At 72.9% G+C, this 20,575-nt stretch carries 13 protein-coding genes; 11 read left to right on the top strand and 2 right to left on the bottom strand.

Annotated features, from left to right (window positions below; translation table 11 throughout):
* Positions 1-177 precede the first annotated feature (177 nt).
* From leuS to AB0K02_RS02190, 6 genes are all read left to right on the top strand, one after another.
* On the top strand, positions 178-3,039 hold the full coding sequence (gene leuS / locus AB0K02_RS02215) for a leucine--tRNA ligase (protein ID WP_365990420.1): 2,862 nt from the start codon (positions 178-180) through the stop codon (positions 3,037-3,039).
* Between the two features lie 108 nt (positions 3,040-3,147).
* Positions 3,148-3,921 carry a hypothetical protein gene (locus AB0K02_RS02210; protein WP_365990419.1) on the top strand — a complete coding sequence of 258 codons (774 nt, stop codon included), beginning with the start codon at positions 3,148-3,150 and terminating at the stop codon, positions 3,919-3,921.
* Between the two features lie 111 nt (positions 3,922-4,032).
* Positions 4,033-4,878, top strand: coding sequence for a DegV family protein (locus tag AB0K02_RS02205; protein WP_365990418.1), 846 nt, complete (start codon positions 4,033-4,035; stop codon positions 4,876-4,878).
* A gap of 844 nt (positions 4,879-5,722) precedes the next feature.
* Positions 5,723-6,685: a ComEA family DNA-binding protein gene (locus tag AB0K02_RS02200; protein WP_365990417.1), complete on the top strand. Its 963-nt coding sequence runs from the start codon at positions 5,723-5,725 to the stop codon at positions 6,683-6,685.
* 539 nt (positions 6,686-7,224) lie between these two features.
* Positions 7,225-9,483 carry a ComEC/Rec2 family competence protein gene (locus AB0K02_RS02195; protein WP_365990734.1) on the top strand — a complete coding sequence of 753 codons (2,259 nt, stop codon included), beginning with the start codon at positions 7,225-7,227 and terminating at the stop codon, positions 9,481-9,483.
* A gap of 222 nt (positions 9,484-9,705) precedes the next feature.
* The gene (locus AB0K02_RS02190) at positions 9,706-10,533 is read left to right on the top strand and encodes an arylamine N-acetyltransferase (protein WP_365990416.1); all 828 of its coding nucleotides are present in this window, start codon (positions 9,706-9,708) and stop codon (positions 10,531-10,533) included.
* A 108-nt stretch (positions 10,534-10,641) separates the two neighbouring features.
* Here the strand turns inward: AB0K02_RS02190 and AB0K02_RS02185 are convergent, their stop codons facing one another.
* The gene (locus AB0K02_RS02185) at positions 10,642-10,884 is read right to left on the bottom strand and encodes a hypothetical protein (RefSeq protein WP_365990415.1); all 243 of its coding nucleotides are present in this window, start codon (positions 10,882-10,884) and stop codon (positions 10,642-10,644) included.
* Positions 10,885-10,953: 69 nt separating this feature from the next.
* Here AB0K02_RS02185 and holA point away from each other — a divergent pair, with 69 nt between their 5' ends.
* On the top strand, positions 10,954-11,940 hold the full coding sequence (gene holA / locus AB0K02_RS02180; RefSeq protein ID WP_365990414.1) for a DNA polymerase III subunit delta: 987 nt from the start codon (positions 10,954-10,956) through the stop codon (positions 11,938-11,940).
* A gap of 429 nt (positions 11,941-12,369) precedes the next feature.
* On the opposite strand, the gene rpsT is transcribed toward holA, so the two are convergent.
* Positions 12,370-12,636 carry a 30S ribosomal protein S20 gene (rpsT, locus tag AB0K02_RS02175; protein ID WP_365990413.1) on the bottom strand — a complete coding sequence of 89 codons (267 nt, stop codon included), beginning with the start codon at positions 12,634-12,636 and terminating at the stop codon, positions 12,370-12,372.
* A 269-nt stretch (positions 12,637-12,905) separates the two neighbouring features.
* On the opposite strand from rpsT, the gene lepA reads away from it, so the two are divergent.
* From lepA to hemW, 4 genes are all read left to right on the top strand, one after another.
* The gene (lepA, locus tag AB0K02_RS02170) at positions 12,906-14,771 is read left to right on the top strand and encodes a translation elongation factor 4 (protein WP_365990412.1); all 1,866 of its coding nucleotides are present in this window, start codon (positions 12,906-12,908) and stop codon (positions 14,769-14,771) included.
* A gap of 356 nt (positions 14,772-15,127) precedes the next feature.
* Complete coding sequence (locus AB0K02_RS02165) at positions 15,128-17,017, top strand: AMP-dependent synthetase/ligase (protein WP_365990410.1); 1,890 nt, start codon at positions 15,128-15,130, stop codon at positions 17,015-17,017.
* A gap of 240 nt (positions 17,018-17,257) precedes the next feature.
* The gene (locus tag AB0K02_RS02160; RefSeq protein ID WP_365990733.1) at positions 17,258-19,216 is read left to right on the top strand and encodes an ATP-binding SpoIIE family protein phosphatase; all 1,959 of its coding nucleotides are present in this window, start codon (positions 17,258-17,260) and stop codon (positions 19,214-19,216) included.
* Positions 19,217-19,243: 27 nt separating this feature from the next.
* Positions 19,244-20,476: a radical SAM family heme chaperone HemW gene (hemW, locus tag AB0K02_RS02155; protein WP_365990409.1), complete on the top strand. Its 1,233-nt coding sequence runs from the start codon at positions 19,244-19,246 to the stop codon at positions 20,474-20,476.
* Positions 20,477-20,575 lie beyond the last annotated feature (99 nt).

Below are 20,575 nucleotides of genomic sequence, written 5' to 3'. Positions count from 1 at the left end.
CTGACGCCATGCGTGCCGTACGCCTTCTGCTTAGCGAGCCGCGCTGATCAGTCCCGACGGATGAAAGACCCGTCGGAATCGGCGCGGCGTCCCCTCCTGTGCGAGGGGATTTTTCATTTCGTCACCGGATGAATCAGCGGCAGCTGGCAGAGACGATCGATGGAGCTTTTAAGGATCATGAGCGAGATGACTTCTGCTGCCGAGGCAGCAGCCCCGCATCGTTATACGGCTGCCATGGCGGCCGACATCGAGGCACGCTGGCAGGACTTCTGGGACGCCGAGGGGACCTACGAGGCGCCGAACCCGAGTGGTGACCTGGCCGGCGACCCGGCCGTGGCCGCCCGCCCCAAGAAGTTCATCATGGACATGTTCCCGTACCCCTCGGGTGCGGGCCTGCACGTCGGTCACCCCCTGGGCTACATCGCCACCGATGTCTTCGCCCGCCACCAGCGCATGACCGGGCACAACGTCCTGCACACCCTGGGCTTCGACGCCTTCGGACTGCCGGCGGAGCAGTACGCCGTGCAGACCGGCACGCACCCGCGCGTGTCGACCGAGGCGAACATCGTCAACATGAAGGCGCAGCTGCGCCGGCTGGGCCTGGGCCACGACAAGCGCCGTTCGTTCGCCACGATCGACCCGGACTACTACAAGTGGACCCAGTGGATCTTCCTGCAGATCTTCAACTCCTGGTACGACGAGGAGGCGAAGAAGGCCCGTCCGATCGACGAACTGGTCGCCCTGTTCGAGAGCGGTGAGCGGTCCGTGCCCGGCACGCGCGCGTGGAGCGAGCTGAGCGCCAAGGAGCGCGCCGACGTCCTGGGTGAGTACCGCCTGGCGTACGCCTCCGACGCGCCCGTCAACTGGTGCCCCGGCCTGGGCACGGTGCTGGCCAACGAGGAGGTGACGGCCGACGGCCGCTCCGAGCGGGGCAACTTCCCCGTCTTCAAGGCCAAGCTGCGCCAGTGGAACATGCGCATCACCGCCTACGCCGACCGGCTGCTGGACGACCTGGACGCGCTGGACTGGCCCGAGGCCATCAAGCTGCAGCAGCGCAACTGGATCGGACGCTCCGAGGGCGCCCGCGTCGGTTTCTCCGTGGACGGCCACGCGGATGCGAAGATCACCGTCTTCACCACCCGTCCGGACACCCTGTTCGGCGCGACCTACATGGTGCTGGCCCCCGAGCACGGCCTGATCGACTCGATCCTGCCCGCCGAGTGGCCCGAGGGCGTCAAGGAGTCGTGGACCGGCGGTGCGGCCACTCCGGCCGACGCCGTCGCCGCGTACCGCAAGCAGGCCCAGACGAAGAGCGACGTCGAGCGGCAGACCGAGCACAAGGACAAGACCGGTGTCTTCACCGGCGCCTACGCGCTGAACCCCGTCACCGGCAACCGCATCCCCGTGTTCGTCGCCGACTACGTGCTGATGGGCTACGGCACCGGCGCCATCATGGCCGTGCCCGGCCAGGACGAGCGCGACTGGGAGTTCGCCGAGGCCTTCGGGCTGCCGATCATCCGCACCGTCCAGCCGCCGGAGGGCTGGGAGGGCGAGGCGTTCACCGGCCAGGGGCCGGCGATCAACTCCGCCAACGACGAGATCTCGCTGAACGGTCTGCCGGTCGCCGAGGCCAAGAGCCGGATCATCGAGTGGCTGGTCGCCAAGGGCATCGGCGAGGGCACCGTCAACTTCCGCCTGCGCGACTGGCTGTTCAGCCGCCAGCGTTACTGGGGCGAGCCGTTCCCGATCGTGTACGACGAGGACGGCGTGGCGCACGCCCTGCCGGAGTCGATGCTGCCGCTGGAGCTGCCGGAGGTCGACGACTACTCGCCGCGCACCTTCGACCCGGACGACGCCGACACCGAGCCCGAGACGCCGCTGTCGCGCAACGGCGACTGGGTCAATGTGACGCTGGACCTGGGCGACGGCCCGAAGAAGTACCGCCGCGAGACCAACACCATGCCCAACTGGGCGGGTTCGTGCTGGTACGAGCTGCGCTACCTGGACCCGCACAACGGCGAGAAGCTGGTCGACCCGGCCATCGAGCAGTACTGGATGGGCCCGCGCGAGGGGCAGCCGCACGGCGGTGTCGACCTGTACGTGGGCGGCGCCGAGCACGCCGTACTGCACCTGCTGTACGCCCGGTTCTGGTCCAAGGTGCTGTTCGACCTGGGACACGTCTCGTCGGCCGAGCCGTTCCACAAGCTGTACAACCAGGGCATGATCCAGGCGTACGTCTACCGCGACAGCCGCGGCTTCCCGGTCACGGCCGCCGAGGTCGAGGAGCGGGACGGGAAGTTCTTCTTCGAGGGCGAGCCCGTCAAGCGCGAGCTGGGCAAGATGGGCAAGTCCCTGAAGAACGCGGTGACTCCGGACGAGATCTGCGCCGAGTACGGTGCGGACACGCTGCGGCTGTACGAGATGGCGATGGGTCCCCTGGACGTGTCGCGTCCCTGGGACACCCGCGCGGTCGTCGGTCAGTACCGCCTGCTGCAGCGGCTGTGGCGCAACATCGTCGACGAGGCGACCGGTGAGGTCACCGTCGTCGACACCCAGGACGCCGACATCGACGTGGACACGCTGCGTGCCCTGCACAAGGCGATCGACGGCGCCGGCCAGGACCTGGCGGCCATGCGGTTCAACACGGCGATCGCCAAGATCACCGAGCTGAACAACCACCTGACCAAGAGCGCCGGCCCGCTGCCGCGCTCGGTCGCCGAGCGCCTGGTGCTGCTGGTCGCGCCGCTGGCCCCGCACATCGCCGAGGAGCTGTGGCACAAGCTGGGTCACACCGGCTCCGTCGTGCACGCGAGCTTCCCGGTCGCCGACCCCGCGTACGTCGTGGACGAGGCCGTGACCTGCGTCGTGCAGATCAAGGGCAAGGTCAAGGCGCGCCTGGAGGTCTCCCCTTCGATCACGGACGCGGACCTGGAGGCGCTGGCGCTGAGCGACGAGGCGGTGGTCGCGGCGCTGGGCGGCGCGGGCATCCGCAAGGTCATCGTGCGGGCGCCGAAGCTGGTCAACATCGTTCCCGCGTAGCGGGACCGGGGTTTCCCCCTAGGGGCAGGCCGAGGGTTCCGGCGGAACCCTCGGCCTGCCCTTTCCGTTTACCGTGGGAAGAACCAGAACCGATGCCGGAGGGCGTTCATGGATGCCGGAGCCGTAATCACGATCCTGGCGCTGCTTTTCTTCGCCTTCGTGGCACTGGGGGTGTATGTCACCGCCAAGGTGGTGGGCGCGGCCAAGCGCGGCGTCGAGCGCACGGTCACCCAGGCACGGCGCACCGTCGAGGACACCACCCTGCGGGCGAAGAGCTACGGGCAGGGCGGCGTGGGCGGCGAGCTGGCGCAGCTCCGGCTCGCCCTGCGCACATCGATGCGGGCGACGCAGGAAGCGCTGCAGGCGGGCGCGGCCGAGGACGCGTCGCTCTCCGAGTCGCTGGCGCTTTTCCGGCGGCTGAGCGCCCACGGACGGGAGCTCGACGACGAGCTCAAGCGGCTGGAGCGCGAGCCCGACCGGGCGACGGTCGCCTCGCTCCTGCCGGGGCTGCGCGACCGCACGGAGCGGATCACGCATTCCGCGGAATCGCTGCGCTGGGCGGCGAGGGACCGTGCCAACAAGTTCGCCGAGGACGATCTGGACATCCTCAGCGCGCAGATCGACATGGAGGCCGGTGCGCTGCGGCACTGGTCGGCCGATGCCCCGGGGGCCGGTCCGGACCACGAGGCGGGCACGGTCGCGGACGCCGCCGGCTCGGCACAGCGGACCGCCGGTGCGCCGGCCGAGCAGTTCTGGGCGGAGCCGGACCAGGCACCCGAGCAGTCTGCTCCGGGACAGCAGCAGGCCATCACGGCGCGGGATCCTCGCCGGGAGACCGCCTATCCGTGGCAGAAGTCCGCCCGCCCCGAGACCTCCAACTGATCTGGGCCGGCCGGCCGAGCCGCCCTTCGGGCCGTTCTCCGGCGCGCCTCGGAGGAAAGCCGGGCAGGGCCGGGCTGCCGCCCGGCACCTGCTGCGGGTAACCTCCCGCTCATGTCCCGCCATGTCGCTATCGTCACCGATTCAACGGCCTACCTGCCGCCACCGATGATGGAGCGGCACAGCATCACCACGGTGCCCCTCACCGTCGTGCTCGGCGATCAGGCGCTGGAGGAGGGCACGGAGATCTCGGCGCGCTCGCTGGCCCTCGCGCTGCAGAAGCGCCGGCCGGTGACCACGTCCCGGCCCAGCCCAGAAACGTTTGCGCGGACGTACCGGGCCATCGCCGAGAACGGCGCGACCGGGATCGTGTCGCTGCATCTGTCGTCCGAGCTCTCCGGGACCCACGACGCCGCGGTGCTGGCCGCGAAGGACGCTCCCGTGCCGGTGCGGGTCGTCGACACGGGCATGGTGGCCATGGCCCTCGGCTTCTGCGCACTCGCCGCGGGAGAGGCGGCGGAGGCGGGCGGTTCCCTGGACGAGGCCGTCGCGGCCGCCGAGAAGCGCGCCGAGGGCACGTCCGCCTACTTCTACGTCGACACCCTCGACTATCTCCGCCGCGGCGGCCGGATCGGCGCCGCGCAGGCCCTCCTGGGCTCCGCCCTCGCCGTGAAGCCGCTCCTGCAGCTCGAAGGGGGCCGGATCGAACCGCTGGAGCGGGTGCGGACCGCCTCGCGCGCCATCGCCCGGCTCGAGGAGATCGTCGCCGAGCGGGCCGGTACGGCTCCGGTGGACATCGCGGTCCATCATCTCGCGGCACCCGAGCGGGCCACGGCGCTCGCGGAGCGGCTGCGCGACCGGGTGCCGGGACTGGCCGACCTGCATGTGAGCGAAGTGGGTGCGGTGATCGGCGCCCACACCGGGCCGGGCCTGCTGGGAGTTGTGGTCTCGGCTCGTTGAGGGAGCGGCGCCGTAGGGGCTGACGGGGCGGTGCCGTGGGCCGGTTGCCGGTGGTGGTCGCCGCGCCGCCGGCAGCGGTGGTCACTCGGGGGAGTGGCCGAGATGTCCACAACCGGTGGTCTCTCCACAGGAATTGGGCCTGTTCAGCGGATTCGGGCACATGTGCCTACCGTCCTGTGGCATGAGTCTTCGAGCACGTTCCGCAACGAGTGGACCCGGCCGTGCCCCGGCCTCCGACGGGCGCACGCGCCACGGGCACCACGGCCGCCTGCGCCCCGGCCAAAGGGGCCGTCACCGCGCCGCGGGGCGCGCTGACGCACGCACCTTTGGAGCCGACCCGGCCAGCAGGGCCGGACCGCCGGCGCCCCGGTTTCCGGACGCGGGCGCGGATGCGGGCGCGAGTGCGAGTGCGGGGGCGGAGCAGCCTGCCGGGGCGCGTCGGGTGACGGGGCGTCCGGCGTCGGGGACCGGTCCGCTGCCCTGGGTGAGCACGGGAGTTGCTGTGAGGCCGCCCGGCGGTGCGGTGGGTGTGGTGACCGCGGCGGGTGCGGGGCTGCCTGGTGGAGCGCGTCAGGTGACGAGGCGTCCGCTGTTGGGAGCGATCGCGGGTGGTGGTGACACGCCGGGCGGGCTGGTGCGTCCCGCTTCCGGCCCGGATCCCGGGCCGACCAGGTGGTTGGGCACCGTGGGCGGGGCCGCGTCGAGGGCCGGTGAGCCGACCGCCGCCGACGCGGACCGCCGTGTCCTGCGGCCCGGGCGGCTGAGGGGCGGCCGGGCGTCTACCGCCGGCGCCGACGCCGTCCGCCGGAGGGCCGACGCACTGTTCGCGGGAGTCCGGCCCGGCATGGGCCGGATCCACGGGACGCGCACCATCCCGTCGGCTTCCGATCCCCCGGCCAGTCCAGGCGCCGCGGCGAGGCGTGTCCCGTCCCCCGGCCCCGACGCTCCGGCGTACCGGCCGCTTCCCGGCGCGGCGCGAGCCGCCGCGGCGGAGCTGCGCGATCTGTCCCACGGCGGCGGAGGGCGCGGCCCTGGCGCGGACGTGCAGGCGACGGGGGCGGGGGACCGGACCGACGCCGGCCGCGCGGCCACCGGACCGCGCAGCGCGGCGCGGTGGTTCGCGCTGCGCGAGCGGCTGCCCTTATGGGTGCAGCTCAGGTGTGGGCTCGAACCACGGACGCTCGCCGCCCTGGCCGTCGTTCTCGTGGTCGCCGCCGTCTTCGCGGTCCAGCACTTCTGGGCGGGACGGCCGCAGGCCGTACGGGCTCCGGACGTTGTCCAGCAGGGTGCCGCGCAGCCGCCGCCGGACCCCCTGGCGGAACCCGCGCCGTCGCCCGGTGCCCCCGCGCCCGCAGAGGCCCGGCGTTCCGCACGGATCGTGGTGGACGTGAGCGGCAAGGTTCGCAGGCCGGGTGTGCTGCGCCTGCCCGCCGGGTCCCGGGTGGCCGACGCGCTGGAGGCGGCCGGGGGAGTGACGACGGGGACGGACGTGACCGGCCTCAACCGGGCGCGGGTGCTGACGGACGGGGAACAGGTGGTGGTCGGCGCGCCGCCGTCCGTTGCCGGATCGCGGCCGCCCGGCCCGACGGGGACCGGGCCGGCCGGGGCGGCGACCGGACCGCTCAGCCTCAATACGGCAACCGCCGAGCAGTTGGAGACGCTGCCGGGCGTGGGCCCCGTCCTGGCCCAGCACATCATCGACCACCGCACCAGAAGCGGAGGCTTCCGCTCGGTCGACGAGCTGCGCGAGGTCAACGGGATCGGGGACCGGCGGTTCGCGGATCTGCAGAACCGGGTGCGGCCATGACACGGGCGGCCGTTCACGCCGTGTCGCAGGACCGGCCGGGCGGGACGGCACCGCGTCAGGAGGGACCTGCCGATCTGCGTCTCGTCCCTCCCGCCCTGGCGGCCTGGGCAGCGGCGGCGCTCGCCGTCACAGCTCCTGGCCGGTGGACGGCGACGGGTGTCGCCGTATGTGTCGTGACGGCGGGCGCGATCCCGCTCGTGCTGGTCGCACTCCGGCGGTGGAGGGCCCGAGCACCGTCGTTTTACGGCTCAGGGCGGGACGGCACGCGTCGGCTGCTCGACGCGCAGGGGCCGCCGCGGCAGTTGGCTGCGGACGGCTCGCGCCCGAGGCGTGACCGGGACGGCTCGGGCGGGCGGCTCGACGGGGAGGTTTCGCGCGGGCGGCTTGAGGGAGAGGGCGCGCGCCCGAGGCTCCACCGGGACGGCTCGCGCGGGCGGCCTGACGGAGACGGCTCGCGCGGGCGGCCTGACGGAGACGGCTCGCGCCCCAGGCGTGACCGGGAAGTCTTGCGCGGGCCGCTCGACGGGGACGGCACACGTCTGCGGCTCAACGCCACCGCCGTCGTCGGTGTGCTGCTGTGCGCCGCCGCCGCGGCGGCCTCCGCCGGGCTGCACAGCGCCGACGTGCGCCGGGGACCGCTGCCCGAGCTGGCCAGACAGCATGCTCACGTGACACTGGAGTTGACCGTCACGTCGGACCCGAGACCCGTGCGGCCCAGGGTCGTCGGCGACCGGATGGCACCGGGAGCGACCGTATTGAACGCCGAGGCGACGCGGGTGACGGGACCGGGCGGCGTCACCACCGGCACACGGACGCCGGTCCTGGTGATGGTGCCCGCGGGCGGAGCGGTCGCGGAGTGGCGGCGGCTCCTGCCCTCGACCCGGCTGAGGCTCGCCGGCCGGCTCGTAACGCCCCTCCGGCCGGACGACCCCATCGCCGCCGTGCTGCGCGCCCGAGGCTCCGGGCCACCGCGGATCACCGGACCACCGACCGTCCTGCAGCGCGTGGCAGGGGACCTGCGCGCCGGGCTGCGCGCGGCCACCGACGACCTGGCGCCGGACGCCCGGGCGCTGCTGCCCGGCCTGGTCGTGGGCGACACGTCCCGTGTGCCCGAGGACCTCCACGAGGCGTTCGAGGCGACGGACCTGACGCATCTGCTGGCCGTGTCCGGCAGCAATCTCACCATCGTCCTCATCCTGCTGATCGGTCCACCCGGCAGGGCACTGCTCGCGGAACGAGGCGGCCTCGCACCCCGGTTGGGCATCACCCTGCGCGGCACGGCCCTGCTCGGCGGAGCGCTCACCTTCGCCTTCGTCGTCGTGTGCAGACCGGAGCCGAGCGTGCTGCGGGCGGCTGCGTGCGGGCTCGTCACCCTGCTCGCCATCGGGACCGGCCGCCGCAGATCGCTCGTCCCCGCGCTGGCCGCCGCCGTGCTGCTGCTCGTGCTGTGCGACCCGTGGCTGGCCCGGAGTTACGGCTTTCTGCTGTCCGTGCTCGCGACGGGGGCGCTGCTCACCGTCGCACCCGGGTGGAGCGCCGCTCTCCAGCGGCGGCGCGTTCCGCCACGGCTCGCCGAGGCCCTGGCCGCGGCGGCCGCGGCACAGGCCGTCTGCGGACCGGTGGTGGCGGTCTTCGCCGCCCGGGTCAGCCTGGTCGCGATCCCCTGCAACCTCGTCGCCGAAGTCGCCGTCGCGCCGGCCACGGTCCTCGGCTTCGCCGCGCTGGCGGCGGCACCGGTGGCGACACCGGTCGCTCAGGTGCTGGCTCGCTGCGCGGGGTGGCCGACCGGCTGGATCGCCTCCGTGGCGCGGACCGGCGCGGCACTGCCCGGCGCGGACGCCGGCTGGCCGCGCGGCTGGACCGGCGGGTTGCTGCTGGCGGCCGTCACGGCCGTGGTGCTGCTGCTGGTCCGGCGGCTGCCACGCCATCCGCTGGCAGGCGCGCTGTGCGCACTGCTGCTGCTCCTGGTGGTGCTGCGCCCGCCGCCGATCACCGGGGTCATCAGCGGCTGGCCGCCACGGGAGTGGGACTACGTGATGTGCGACGTGGGGCAGGGCGACGCCACCGTCCTCGCGGCCGGGAGCGGTACGGCCGTGGTCGTGGACGCGGGTCCCGACCCGGAGCTGGCGGACCGCTGCCTGCGGGAGCTCGGCGTGACAAGGATCCCGTTGCTCCTGATCACGCATTTCCACGCCGACCATGTCGCCGGGCTGCCGGGCGCGCTCAGAGGAAGGAGCGTCGGGGTCATCCAGACGACGACCCTTCAGGAGCCGGTGGGGCAGGCGAAGTTCGTCCGGCGCGTCGCCGCGACGGCCGGAGTCCCCGTCGCGCGCGCCGCACCGGGCGAGCGCCGTCGCACGGGCGGCATCGACTGGCAGGTGCTGTGGCCGGACGCCAGGGCGGGCCTGAGGCCGCAGGGCCCGAACGACGCCAGCGTCGCCCTGCTGGTCCGCGCGGCGGGCGGTCTGTCGCTGCTGCTCCTCGGCGACCTCGAACCGCCCGCCCAGCAGGCGCTGCTGCGGGCGCATCCGGTGATACCGCGGGTGGACGTGCTCAAGGTGGCCCATCACGGCTCGGCGTACCAGCACCCCGCGCTGCTTGCCGGGATCCGGCCGAGGCTGGCGCTCATCAGCTGTGGCCGCGACAACCCGTACGGCCACCCGGCGCCGCGGACGCTCGGGCTGCTGCGGACCCAGGGGGCGATGGTGCTGCGTACGGACCGGGACGGGGCGATCGCGGTGGCGGGAGCGGGCCCACGCCTGCGGGTCACGACACGTGCCGGGCCCGGTGGGCGCTAGGCCGGGGTCCCATCCGGGCGGGCGCGGCAGCCGCTCCGGGCGCGGGGGCCGCCACCGGCGCCCCGCAGGCAGCGAAGGCCACACGCACCGGCCTCGCGGGTACGGGAAGCCCCGGGGCCCGGAGCCCCAAGGGTTCCGCCGGGCGGCCTGGGGGCGTACGTCGCGCGGGCCGCCACCCGCGGCGCATGGCGCGGCGGCGCGCGAACGACGAGACTGCCCGACATGGGAACTCCAGGACAGGAGCGGCAGCCGCCGCCCGCGCTCTCGTCGCAGACCGTGGACGCGTACCTGCGCCGGATCGGCGCCGACCGACCGGAGCGGGCCGACGCGGCGGCCCTGCGCGAGCTCCAGCTGCGTCATCTGCGCACGGTGCCGTTCGAGAATCTGTCGATCCACCGGGGCGAGGACATCGTCCTTGGCGACGAGCTGCTCGTCGCCAAGGTGGTGGAGGCCAGGCGGGGCGGTTTCTGCTACGAACTCAACGGCGCGTTCGCGGCGTTGCTGCGCGCTCTCGGCTTCACCGTGACGCTCTACCAGGCCCGTGTCTTCGGGGACGGCGGGAGGCTGGGCATTCCGTACGACCACCTCACCCTGCGCGTGGAGACGGTGGACGGCACCGGGCCGTGGCTGGCGGACGTCGGCTTCGGTGACCACAGCCACCATCCGCTCGCGCTGGACGACAGGGAGGACCAGCAGGACCCGGCCGGTGTGTTCCGGATCGTGGCCGGGGCGCAGTACGGGGACCTCGACCTGTTGCGGGACGGCAAGCCGCAGTTCCGGATCGACACCAGGCCGCGTGACCTCACCGACTTCGAGGCCGGGGCCTGGTACCACCGCACCTCGCCGGCCTCGCACTTCACCCGCTCCCTCGTCTGTTCGCGGCTGACTCCCGAAGGCCGCGTCACCCTGAGCGGGCGCAAGCTGGTGGTCACCGCCCACGGTGAGCGGCACGAGCGGCAGCTGTCCGGCGACGCCGCGGTGCTGGCCGCGTACGAGGAGCATTTCGGGCTGGTGCTCGACCGGCTTCCGCCCGATCCGGCGGCCGGCTGAGGCGACGCCGCAGGTCCGGTCCGGCCCTGACGGCGCGCCGTCCCGCTCGTCCTGTGCGCCGACGCGGAGGGACATCAGGACCGCCGCCCGGTTCCCGGACCCTCTCGGTCAGGGCGCCTCGAGCCAGCCCTCGTACCCGGCGGCGAACTCGTCGAGCGCGCTCGCGTCCAGGCGCCCTTCGGGGTCCTCCACCACGACGAGCCACTGGGCGTCCTCGGCGTCGTCCTCGCCGGCCAGCGCGTCCCGCACCAACTGCGGTTCCTCCGTGACGCCGAAGCGTTCTGCCAGCTCCTCGGCCGCTTCCTCGGCGGCGTCGCGGTCGGGCAGCACCAGTACATGTCGTTCGTTCACCGGGCCATTCTCCGGTATGCCACGGGACGCGCCGGAGGGTGTCAGTGGCGCGTGGGATGCTTGACCGCGATGGCCAGGAAGAATTCGACCGACGACCCGCTCGCCCCCGTCACCCTCGCCGTGGGCCAGGAGGACCTGCTCCTCGACCGCGCCGTGCAGCAGGTGGTGGCCGCCGCGCGGGCCGCCGACGCCGACACCGACGTACGCGACCTCACCGCCGACCAGGTGCAGCCCGGCACGCTCGCCGAGCTGACGAGCCCTTCGCTCTTCGCCGAGCGCAAGGTCGTGATCGTGCGCAACGCGCAGGACCTGTCCGCCGACACGATCAAGGACGTCAAGGCCTATCTCGACGCCCCGGTGGAGGAGATCACGCTCGTGCTCCTGCACCCCGGCGGCGCGAAGGGCAAGGGGCTCCTCGACGCGGCCCGGAAGTCCGGCGCGCGCGAGGTCGCCTGCCCCAGGACGACGAAGCCGGCCGAGCGGCTCACCTTCGTCCGCTCCGAGTTCCGGGCGCTGGGGCGGTCCGCGACACCTGAGGCGTGCCAGGCCCTGGTCGACGCCATCGGCAGCGATCTGCGGGAGCTGGCGAGCGCGGTGTCCCAGCTGACCGCCGACGTCGAGGGCACGATCGACGAGGCGGTCGTCGGGCGTTACTACACCGGCCGTGCCGAGGCGTCGAGCTTCAACGTCGCCGACCGGGCCGTCGAGGGCCGGGCGGCGGAGGCGCTGGAAGCGCTGCGCTGGTCGCTGTCGACCGGCGTCGCGCCCGTGCTGATCACGAGCGCGCTCGCGCAGGGTGTGCGCGCCATCGGGAAGCTGTCCTCGGCGCGGGGCGGCAGGCCGGCCGACCTCGCCCGCGAACTGGGCATGCCGCCGTGGAAGATCGACCGGGTCCGCCAGCAGATGCGCGGCTGGACCCCGGACGGCGTCGCGATGGCCCTGCGGGCGATCGCGGAAGCGGACGCGGGGGTGAAGGGCGGCGGCGACGACGCCGAGTACGCCTTGGAGAAGGCGGTCGTCACGATCGCCCGAGCGGCCCGCCTCCGCCGCGCCTGACCCTCCGGGGTCCTGCCCGCCGGCCCCCTGAGGGACCGCCCGGGGGGCGAGGCGCGGTGCCTTCCGCGCGGCTCCAGGGGGCGCGGCTCCTCACCGCCGCCCCCTCATGGGCCGTCCCGTCGGCGCTCGTCACCGGCCGGCACCCAGCCGCCGGGCCCCCGCTCCCCTCCCGCTCCGCCGCGCCCGCCCCCGTACCGCCGCGCGCACCGGCGTCCGAGGCCCGCCCCGCTCCCCGCGCCGCCGGCCCACCCGCCCCCGGACACGGCGAAGGCCCCGTCCGGTCCTGGGGAAGAACCGGGGCGGGGCCTTTGCTTTGGGATGGGTGCGCCGCACCCGCGTGGCGAACGCAGGCCGCGTGCGGCGCGAGGGGTGCCGGTCGGGAGCGGATGAGAGGGCCCGCTTGATCCCTAACGGCGATCAGTCACGTGCTCAGCCCTGGAGGGAGGCAACCTTGGAGGCCAGCGCCGACTTCTTGTTGGCGGCGGCGTTCTTGTGGATGACACCCTTCGAGACGGCCTTGTCGAGCTGACGCGAGGCGGCACGGGCAGCCACAGTCGCCTTCTCGACGTCGCCGGCGGCGACGGCCTCACGGGCCTTGCGGATCGCGGTCTTGAGCGACGACTTGACGGCCTTGTTGCGCAGGCGCGCCTTCTCGTTCGTCTTGTTCCGCTTGATCTGGGACTTGATGTTCGCCACGAAAAGCCCTTTTCTGGGGTTCACCCACGCCCATGGGGCGCAGGGGGAGTTCGATGATCTGCAACTTCGTGTCCCTCCCCCCTGGCCCTTCGGGCGCGGGAGGTGCCCCCAGCGAGGGGACGAGACACAGCTGCTCAGGCTACCAGTCGCCCCACGGGTGGCCCAAACCGGGCACAGCCCCTCACGCGTGGGACCATGGAGCCTACGTATCGATCCGACACGGACCCGAGCTCACCGACCCGGCGTCTGCCAAAGAATCAGGACCCTGCGTGCCCGCGACTCCTACCCACGTGCCCGAGCCGAGCCGTACCGACCCGGCGCTGATCCGCAATTTCTGCATCATCGCGCACATCGACCACGGCAAGTCGACGCTTGCCGACCGGATGCTCCAGCTGACCGGCGTGGTCGAGCAGCGGCAGATGCGCGCTCAGTACCTCGACCGTATGGACATCGAGCGCGAGCGCGGCATCACGATCAAGTCCCAGGCGGTCCGCCTGCCGTGGGCGCCCACCGAGGGTGAGGACCAGGGGAGGACCCACATCCTCAACATGATCGACACCCCGGGTCACGTCGACTTCACCTACGAGGTGTCGCGGTCGCTCGCCGCCTGCGAGGGCACCATCCTGCTCGTGGACGCCGCCCAGGGCATCGAGGCGCAGACGCTGGCCAACCTCTACCTGGCCATGGAGAACGACCTCACGATCGTCCCGGTGCTGAACAAGATCGACCTGCCGGCCGCGCAGCCGGAGAAGTTCGCCGAGGAGCTGGCGAACCTGGTCGGCTGCGACCCGGACGACGTCCTGCGCGTCTCCGCGAAGACCGGTCTCGGTGTCGAGGCGCTGCTCGACCGGGTGGTCAGGGACGTCCCGGCCCCGGTCGGTGTGGCGGACGCCCCCGCCCGCGCGATGATCTTCGACTCGGTCTACGACTCGTACCGCGGTGTGGTGACGTATGTACGAGTGGTGGACGGCCAGCTCAACAAGCGTGAGCGCATCCGGATGATGTCCACGGGAGCCACCCACGAGCTGCTGGAGATCGGCACCAACTCGCCCGAGATGCTCCCGGCCGACGGACTCGGCGTCGGCGAGGTGGGTTATCTGATCACCGGGGTGAAGGACGTCCGCCAGTCCAAGGTCGGTGACACGATCACCAGCCTGCACAAGGGCGCCACGGAGGCCCTCGGCGGCTACAAGGACCCCAAGCCCATGGTGTTCTCGGGGCTGTATCCGCTGGACGGCTCGGACTACCCCGAGCTGCGCGACGCTCTCGACAAGCTCCAGCTCAACGACGCGGCCCTGGTCTACGAGCCCGAGACCTCCGCGGCCCTCGGCTTCGGCTTCCGCGTCGGCTTCCTCGGCCTGCTGCACCTCGACGTCATCCGCGAGCGGCTGGAGCGCGAGTTCGGCCTCGACCTGATCGCCACCGCCCCGAACGTGGTCTACCGCGTGACCATGGAGGACGGCACCGAGCACACGGTCACGAACCCGAGCGAGTTCCCCGAGGGCAAGATCGACGAGGTGCACGAGCCGGTCGTGCGGGCCACGATCCTCGCGCCGAGCGAGTTCATCGGCTCGATCATGGAGCTCTGCCAGACCCGCCGCGGCACCCTCCTCGGCATGGACTACCTCTCCGAGGACCGGGTCGAGATCCGCTACACCCTGCCCCTCGCGGAGATCGTCTTCGACTTCTTCGACCAGCTGAAGTCCAAGACGCGCGGTTACGCCTCGCTCGACTACGAGCCCACCGGCGAGCAGGCCTCCAGCCTCGTCAAGGTCGACATCCTGCTGCACGGCGACAAGGTCGACGCCTTCTCCGCCATCACCCACAAGGACCAGGCGTACGCGTACGGCGTCCGGCTCGTCGCCAAGCTCAAGGAGCTCATCCCGCGGCAGGCGTTCGAGGTCCCGGTCCAGGCGGCCATCGGCTCACGCGTCATCGCCCGCGAGACCATCCGCGCCATCCGCAAGGACGTCCTCGCCAAGTGCTACGGCGGTGACATCTCCCGTAAGCGGAAGCTGCTGGAGAAGCAGAAGGAAGGCAAGAAGCGCATGAAGATGGTCGGTTCCGTGGAGGTGCCGCAGGAGGCCTTCATCGCGGTGCTGTCCAGCGACGAGGGCGGCAAGAGCAAGAAGTAGGCGGGAGACCGGGCGGCCGAGCGCGGGGCGGAAGCGGCCCCCTGCCTCGGCCGCCCGGTCCGTCCGCACCCGCTTCCCGGGCCTACCACTCTTCGCTTCCCCCGCGCGTACCGAAAAGCGCCCGTCCGGCCCTAGACGGGCGCTTTTCGGCCACCGGGCGGGCATGAATCGTTACATGTACACGGCATCGACCCGTGGCTGCGGAGAGCGGACCTGCGTTCCGTTCGTTATGAAGCGGCAGCCCGCAGGCTCTTACGCGCCGCCGATGTGCGCTCTACCCTGATCACGGCTCGATGGTTACTCGCCAGTTAAACAACCAGCCAGTCGTGCATGTTGCCGCAGGCCCGGAGGACGTCGTGAGCGAAACCCAGACCCAGATCGAGAACCGACCGCCATCGGTGGCGACTCTCTTCACCGAGCGCGTGTCGGCCACGCCGAACGGCGAGGCCTACCGCTACCCGGTGCCCCCCGCCTCGGGGACGGGCCCCGACGACTGGAAGTCCCTGAGCTGGGGCGAGGCCGCCGAGCGGGTCTACGCCATCGCGGCCGGCCTGATCGACCTCGGGGTCGCCTCCGAGGAGCGGGTCGCGCTCGCCTCCTCCACCCGCGTGGAGTGGATCCTCGCCGACCTCGGCGTCATGTGCGCGGGCGGAGCGACCACCACCGTCTACCCGTCGACCAACGCCGAGGAGTCGGCGTACATCCTCGCCGACTCCGAGAGCCGGGTGCTCATCGCCGAGGACGCCTCCCAGCTGGCGAAGGCCCGTGAGCGCCGCGCCGAGCTGCCCGAGCTGCGCCACGTCGTCGTCTTCGACGCCGAGGGCGTCGAGCCGGACCCCGCCGACCCGGAGGGCTGGGTGCTCACCCTCGCCGACCTGGAGGCACGCGGCGCGGCGTACCTCGAGAAGCACCCCGAGGCCGTCAAGGAGCGGGTCTCGGCCATCACCGCCGACCAGCTCGCGACGCTCATCTACACCTCCGGCACCACGGGCCGCCCCAAGGGTGTGCGGCTGCCGCACGACAACTGGTCGTACATGGCGAAGGCCATCGCCGCGACCGGGCTCGTCACGAAGGACGACGTCCAGTACCTGTGGCTGCCGCTCGCGCACGTCTTCGGCAAGGTGCTGACCTCCGGCCAGATCGAGGTCGGGCACGTCACCGCCGTCGACGGCCGTGTCGACAAGATCATCGAGAACCTGCCGGTGGTCCAGCCGACCTACATGGCCGCCGTGCCCCGCATCTTCGAGAAGGTCTACAACGGGGTCGCCGCCAAGGCACGGGCGGGCGGTGGCGCCAAGTACAAGATCTTCCAGTGGGCCGCCGGCGTCGCCCGCGAGTACGCCAAGGTCTCCCAGGACAACTTCCGCCGCACCGGTACGGCGTCGGTGCCCTTCGGCCTCGGCGTCAAGCACAAGGTCGCCGACGCCCTGGTCTACGCGAAGCTCCGCGACGCCTTCGGCGGCCGGCTGCGCGCCGCGGTCTCCGGCTCCGCCGCGCTCGCGCCCGACATCGGCTACTTCTTCTCCGGCGCGGGCATCCACATTCTGGAGGGCTACGGCCTCACCGAGTCGAGCGCCGCCTCCTTCGTCAACCCCGGGGAGGCGTACCGCACCGGCACGGTCGGCAAGCCGGTGCCCGGCTGCGAGGTGCGCATCGCCGACGACGGCGAGATCCTGCTGCGCGGCCCCGGCATCATGGAGGGCTACCACAAGCTGCCCGAGAAGACGGCCGAGGTCCTGGAGCCCGACGGCTGGTTCCACACCGGCGACATCGGCGAGCTGTCCGCGGACGGCTACCTGCGGATCACCGACCGCAAGAAGGACCTGATCAAGACCTCCGGCGGCAAGTACATCGCTCCGGCCGAGGTCGAGGGCCAGTTCAAGGCCGTGTGCCCGTTCGTCTCGAACATCCTCGTCCACGGCGCGGACCGGAACTTCTGCACCGCGCTCATCGCCCTCGACGAGCCCACGATCCTCGGCTGGGCCGAGGAGAACGGCCTGGGCGGCAAGTCCTACGCGGAGGTGGTCGCCTCGCCGCAGGCCGAGCAGCTCATCGACGGCTACGTGAAGCGGCTCAACGAGGGCCTGCAGCGCTGGCAGACCATCAAGAAGTTCCGCCTGCTGCCCCGCGACCTGGACATCGAGCACGGCGAGCTGACGCCCAGCCTCAAGCTGAAGCGCCCGGTCGTCGAGCGGGAGTACAAGGACCTCATCGACGAGATGTACGCGGGGTCCCGCGAGGACTGATCCGCACGCCACCGGGATACGCCGCACGACCGCGACACAGGCGTGCGGCGTGATCCTCGCAACACACCCCCGCGACCAGCGCAAACATGAAACGGCCCCACCCAGTTCGGTGACTCCGTGCTTATGAACGGGCTCAGTCTGTCACCCTGTCGGTGTCATAGCGGCGCACACAGCACCGACCAGGAGCCGCACGTGGGGTCCATTCCGTTGCAGCGGGACACCGGCAACCGGCCCGCACCCATGTCCGCCGGGTGGCCGGACGCCGACGGCGCGGGGGTGCGCGTCAGCCTGCCCGGGAACCTTCTGGCTCCCGGCACCGCGCGGCGCCTCGTCCGCACGGCCGTCGCCGAGTGGACGGCACTCGGGCTGTTCGACGCATGCTCCTGCTGCGACGGCCCGGCCGGCGGCTGCCCGCCCGGCACCCCCTGCCCCGAGCGGCTCGCGGACGACGCCGCCCTCGTCGCAGGCGAGCTGGTCACCAACGCCGTCGTCCACGCGGGCACGGCCGCCGAGCTCGTGTGCCGGTACGAGCAGCCCGCCGAAGAGGACGACACCGCGGCCGCCCTGATCGTCGAGGTCTCCGACCACCATCCCGACCGGCCCGTCCACAGCCATCCGCACGGCTTCGACCAGTCCGGCACCCCCGACTACGGACGCGGCCTCCATCTCGTCGCCGCCCTCGCCGAACGCTGGGGCATCACCTACCGCGCCGCGCTCAAGACCGTATGGGCACGGCTGCCGCTCGACGGCCGGGGCAGCCGGCCGCGGACCGGCGACGACCCCGTGGACCCGCACAGGACCGAGCCCGTCGCCGGCGCCAGTCCCGAGGAGCCCGCGCCGGGGCGGGACGACCACGAATGGCTCGCCCGCGGCGGGGCCGCCTCCTTCCTGGCCGAGGCGTCCGATCTGCTCGCCGGCCAGCTCGACGAGAACATGGTCGCCGCCCTCGCCGGACAGCTCCTCGTGCCGCGTCTCGCCGACTGGTGCGCGGTCTGGCTCGACGACGAGACCGGCCGGCACGGGCTGCGCGAGCCCGGCCGCACGGCCCCGGCGCCGCGTCTCGCCGGTGTCTGGCACCGCGACGAGTCCGCCGTGGAACACCTGCGGGAGGCTCTCGGCACGGAGGCGCCCAAACCGCCCGACCCGGGCTTCCAGGGCTCCGTGCCCGTCCCGTGGCCGGTCGTGTCCCGGGAGGGCGTCCCGGGAGCGCACGCGGGCGGCCACGGCAGCAGCGGGGCGGCCCTCGCCTACCGGCTGGCCGCCGGCGGGCGCGGGCTCGGCGTGCTCGTCGTCGCCCAGCAGGACGCCGCCCGGCTGCCCGACGAAGTGACCGCCCTCGTCGAGGACTTCGCCCGCCGGGTCGCGCTCGCGATCAGCGCCGCCCGCGAGTACACCCGGCAGGCGACCATCAGCCGCGTCCTGCAGCGCGGGCTGCTGCCCAGCAAGGTCGGGCAGATCCCCGGCGTCGACACCTGCCTGGTGTACGAGCCGAGTGGGGACGGCGTGGCAGGAGGCGACTTCTACGACGTCTTCCCGGCCGGGTCCAGCGGCCGCTGGTGCTTCGTGCTCGGCGACGTCCAGGGCAGCGGCCCCGAGGCCGCCGTCGTGACCGGGCTGGCCCGCCCGTGGCTGCGGCTCCTCGCACGGGAGGGCTACCAGGTCGGCCAGGTGCTCGACCGGCTCAACGGCCTGCTCCTCGACGACGCCATGGAGGCCGCCGAGGCCGCCGCCCTGCTCGTCACCGGCGGCCACGGCCCCGGCCTGCCGGACGGACAGCACTCCCGCTTCCTGTCCCTGCTCTACGGCGAGGTCGTGCCCTCCCCGGACGGCCGCGGCGGCGCCCGGTGCACCCTCGCGAGCGCCGGTCACCCCCTGCCGCTGCTGCTGCGCCCCGACGGGACGGTCACCGTGATCGCGGAGCCGCAGGTGCTCCTCGGGGTGGTCGACGACGTGGCGTACCGGAGCAGCACGTTCGACCTGGCGCCGGGCGAGACGCTGCTGTGCGTCACGGACGGGGTGACCGAGCGGCGCTCCGGACCGCGCATGTTCGACGACGGGGACGGTCTCGCGACGGTCCTCGCCGGGTGCGCGGGGCTGTCGGCGAAGGGCGTGGCGGAACGGATCAGGGCGGCGGTGCACGCGTTCGCGCAGACGCCGCCCGGGGACGATCTGGCGCTGCTGGTGCTCCAGGCGGGATGACGCCGCGGGTGAAGGACAATGGGGGGCATGCCTTCCGTACTGCCCGACGGCGAGCCCGTGCCCGAGGACGGCTCGCTGCCCGCGTCCGCCCTCGACGGCGCGGGTGAGCGGCCGCTCGCCTTCTACCTGCACGTGCCGTACTGCGCGACGCGCTGCGGCTACTGCGACTTCAACACCTACACGGCGACCGAGCTGCGCGGCTCGGGCGGCGTGCTCGCGTCCCGCGACAACTACGCCGAGACGCTCGCCGACGAGATCCGGCTGGCCCGCAAGGTCCTCGGCGACGACCCGCGCCCGGTGCGGACGGTGTTCGTCGGCGGCGGCACACCGACGCTGCTCGCGGCCGGTGACCTCGTACGGATGCTGGACGCGGTGCGGGAGGAGTTCGGGCTCGCCGACGACGCGGAGATCACCACGGAGGCGAACCCGGAGTCGGTCGGCCCGGAGTATCTCGCGGCCCTGCGGGCCGGCGGCTTCAACCGGATCTCCTTCGGCATGCAGAGCGCGCGGCAGCACGTGCTGAAGGTGCTCGACCGCACGCACACGCCGGGCCGGCCGGAGGCGTGCGTCGCGGAGGCGCGGGCGGCGGGCTTCGAGCACGTCAACCTCGACCTGATCTACGGCACGCCGGGCGAGAGCGACGACGACTGGCGGGCGTCCCTGGAGGCGGCGGTCGGCGCGGGACCGGACCATGTGTCGGCGTACGCGCTCATCGTCGAGGAGGGCACGCAGCTGGCGCGGCGCATCCGGCGCGGCGAGGTCCCCATGACCGACGACGACGTCCACGCGGACCGCTACCTGATCGCGGACGAGGTGCTGTCGGGCGCCGGATACGACTGGTACGAGGTCTCCAACTGGGCCACCTCGCAGGCCGGCCGCTGCCTGCACAACGAGCTGTACTGGCGCGGCGCGGACTGGTGGGGCGCGGGCCCCGGAGCGCACAGTCACGTGGGCGGGGTGCGCTGGTGGAACGTGAAACACCCCGGCGCGTACGCGGCGGCGCTCGGTCAGGGGCGCTCGCCCGGTGCGGGCCGTGAGGTGCTGACGGCGGAGGACCGCCGGGTGGAGCGGATCCTCCTGGAGCTGCGACTGAGGGACGGCTGCCCGCTCGATCTCCTCAGGCCCGCCGGCCTGGCTGCGGCGCGCCGCGCCCTCGCCGACGGGCTCCTGGACCCCGGCCCCTACGCGCGGGGCCGCGCGGTGCTGACCCTGCGGGGGCGGCTGCTGGCGGACGCGGTGGTGCGGGACCTGGTGGACTGATCACTCAGGCGGGGGAACCGCTGCGGATCGCAGGTGCGGCCCCTACCCTGATGCCTAGGCTGCCGCTCACAGGCCGCGGCGGAAGTGGAGGGCCACGGA

Source organism: Streptomyces sp. NPDC049597 (genome assembly GCF_040675505.1).
In the GTDB taxonomy this organism is placed as follows: Bacteria; Actinomycetota; Actinomycetes; order Streptomycetales; family Streptomycetaceae; genus Streptomyces.
The sequence above is the reverse complement of the archived record's forward strand: the minus strand, read 5'-3'. Positions and strand labels throughout refer to the sequence as shown.

What these genes read in the sequence shown, in the direction of transcription:
- AB0K02_RS02190 (WP_365990416.1), top strand. Translation starts at nt 9,706, where the DNA reads ATGGGAACTCCAGGACAGGAGCGGCAGCCGCCGCCCGCGCTCTCGTCG.
- holA (WP_365990414.1), top strand. Translation starts at nt 10,954, where the DNA reads ATGGCCAGGAAGAATTCGACCGACGACCCGCTCGCCCCCGTCACCCTC.
- AB0K02_RS02200 (WP_365990417.1), top strand. Translation starts at nt 5,723, where the DNA reads ATGGGCCGGATCCACGGGACGCGCACCATCCCGTCGGCTTCCGATCCC.
- AB0K02_RS02210 (WP_365990419.1), top strand. Translation starts at nt 3,148, where the DNA reads ATGGATGCCGGAGCCGTAATCACGATCCTGGCGCTGCTTTTCTTCGCC.
- leuS (WP_365990420.1), top strand. Translation starts at nt 178, where the DNA reads ATGAGCGAGATGACTTCTGCTGCCGAGGCAGCAGCCCCGCATCGTTAT.
- AB0K02_RS02205 (WP_365990418.1), top strand. Translation starts at nt 4,033, where the DNA reads ATGTCCCGCCATGTCGCTATCGTCACCGATTCAACGGCCTACCTGCCG.
- AB0K02_RS02160 (WP_365990733.1), top strand. Translation starts at nt 17,258, where the DNA reads ATGTCCGCCGGGTGGCCGGACGCCGACGGCGCGGGGGTGCGCGTCAGC.
- hemW (WP_365990409.1), top strand. Translation starts at nt 19,244, where the DNA reads ATGCCTTCCGTACTGCCCGACGGCGAGCCCGTGCCCGAGGACGGCTCG.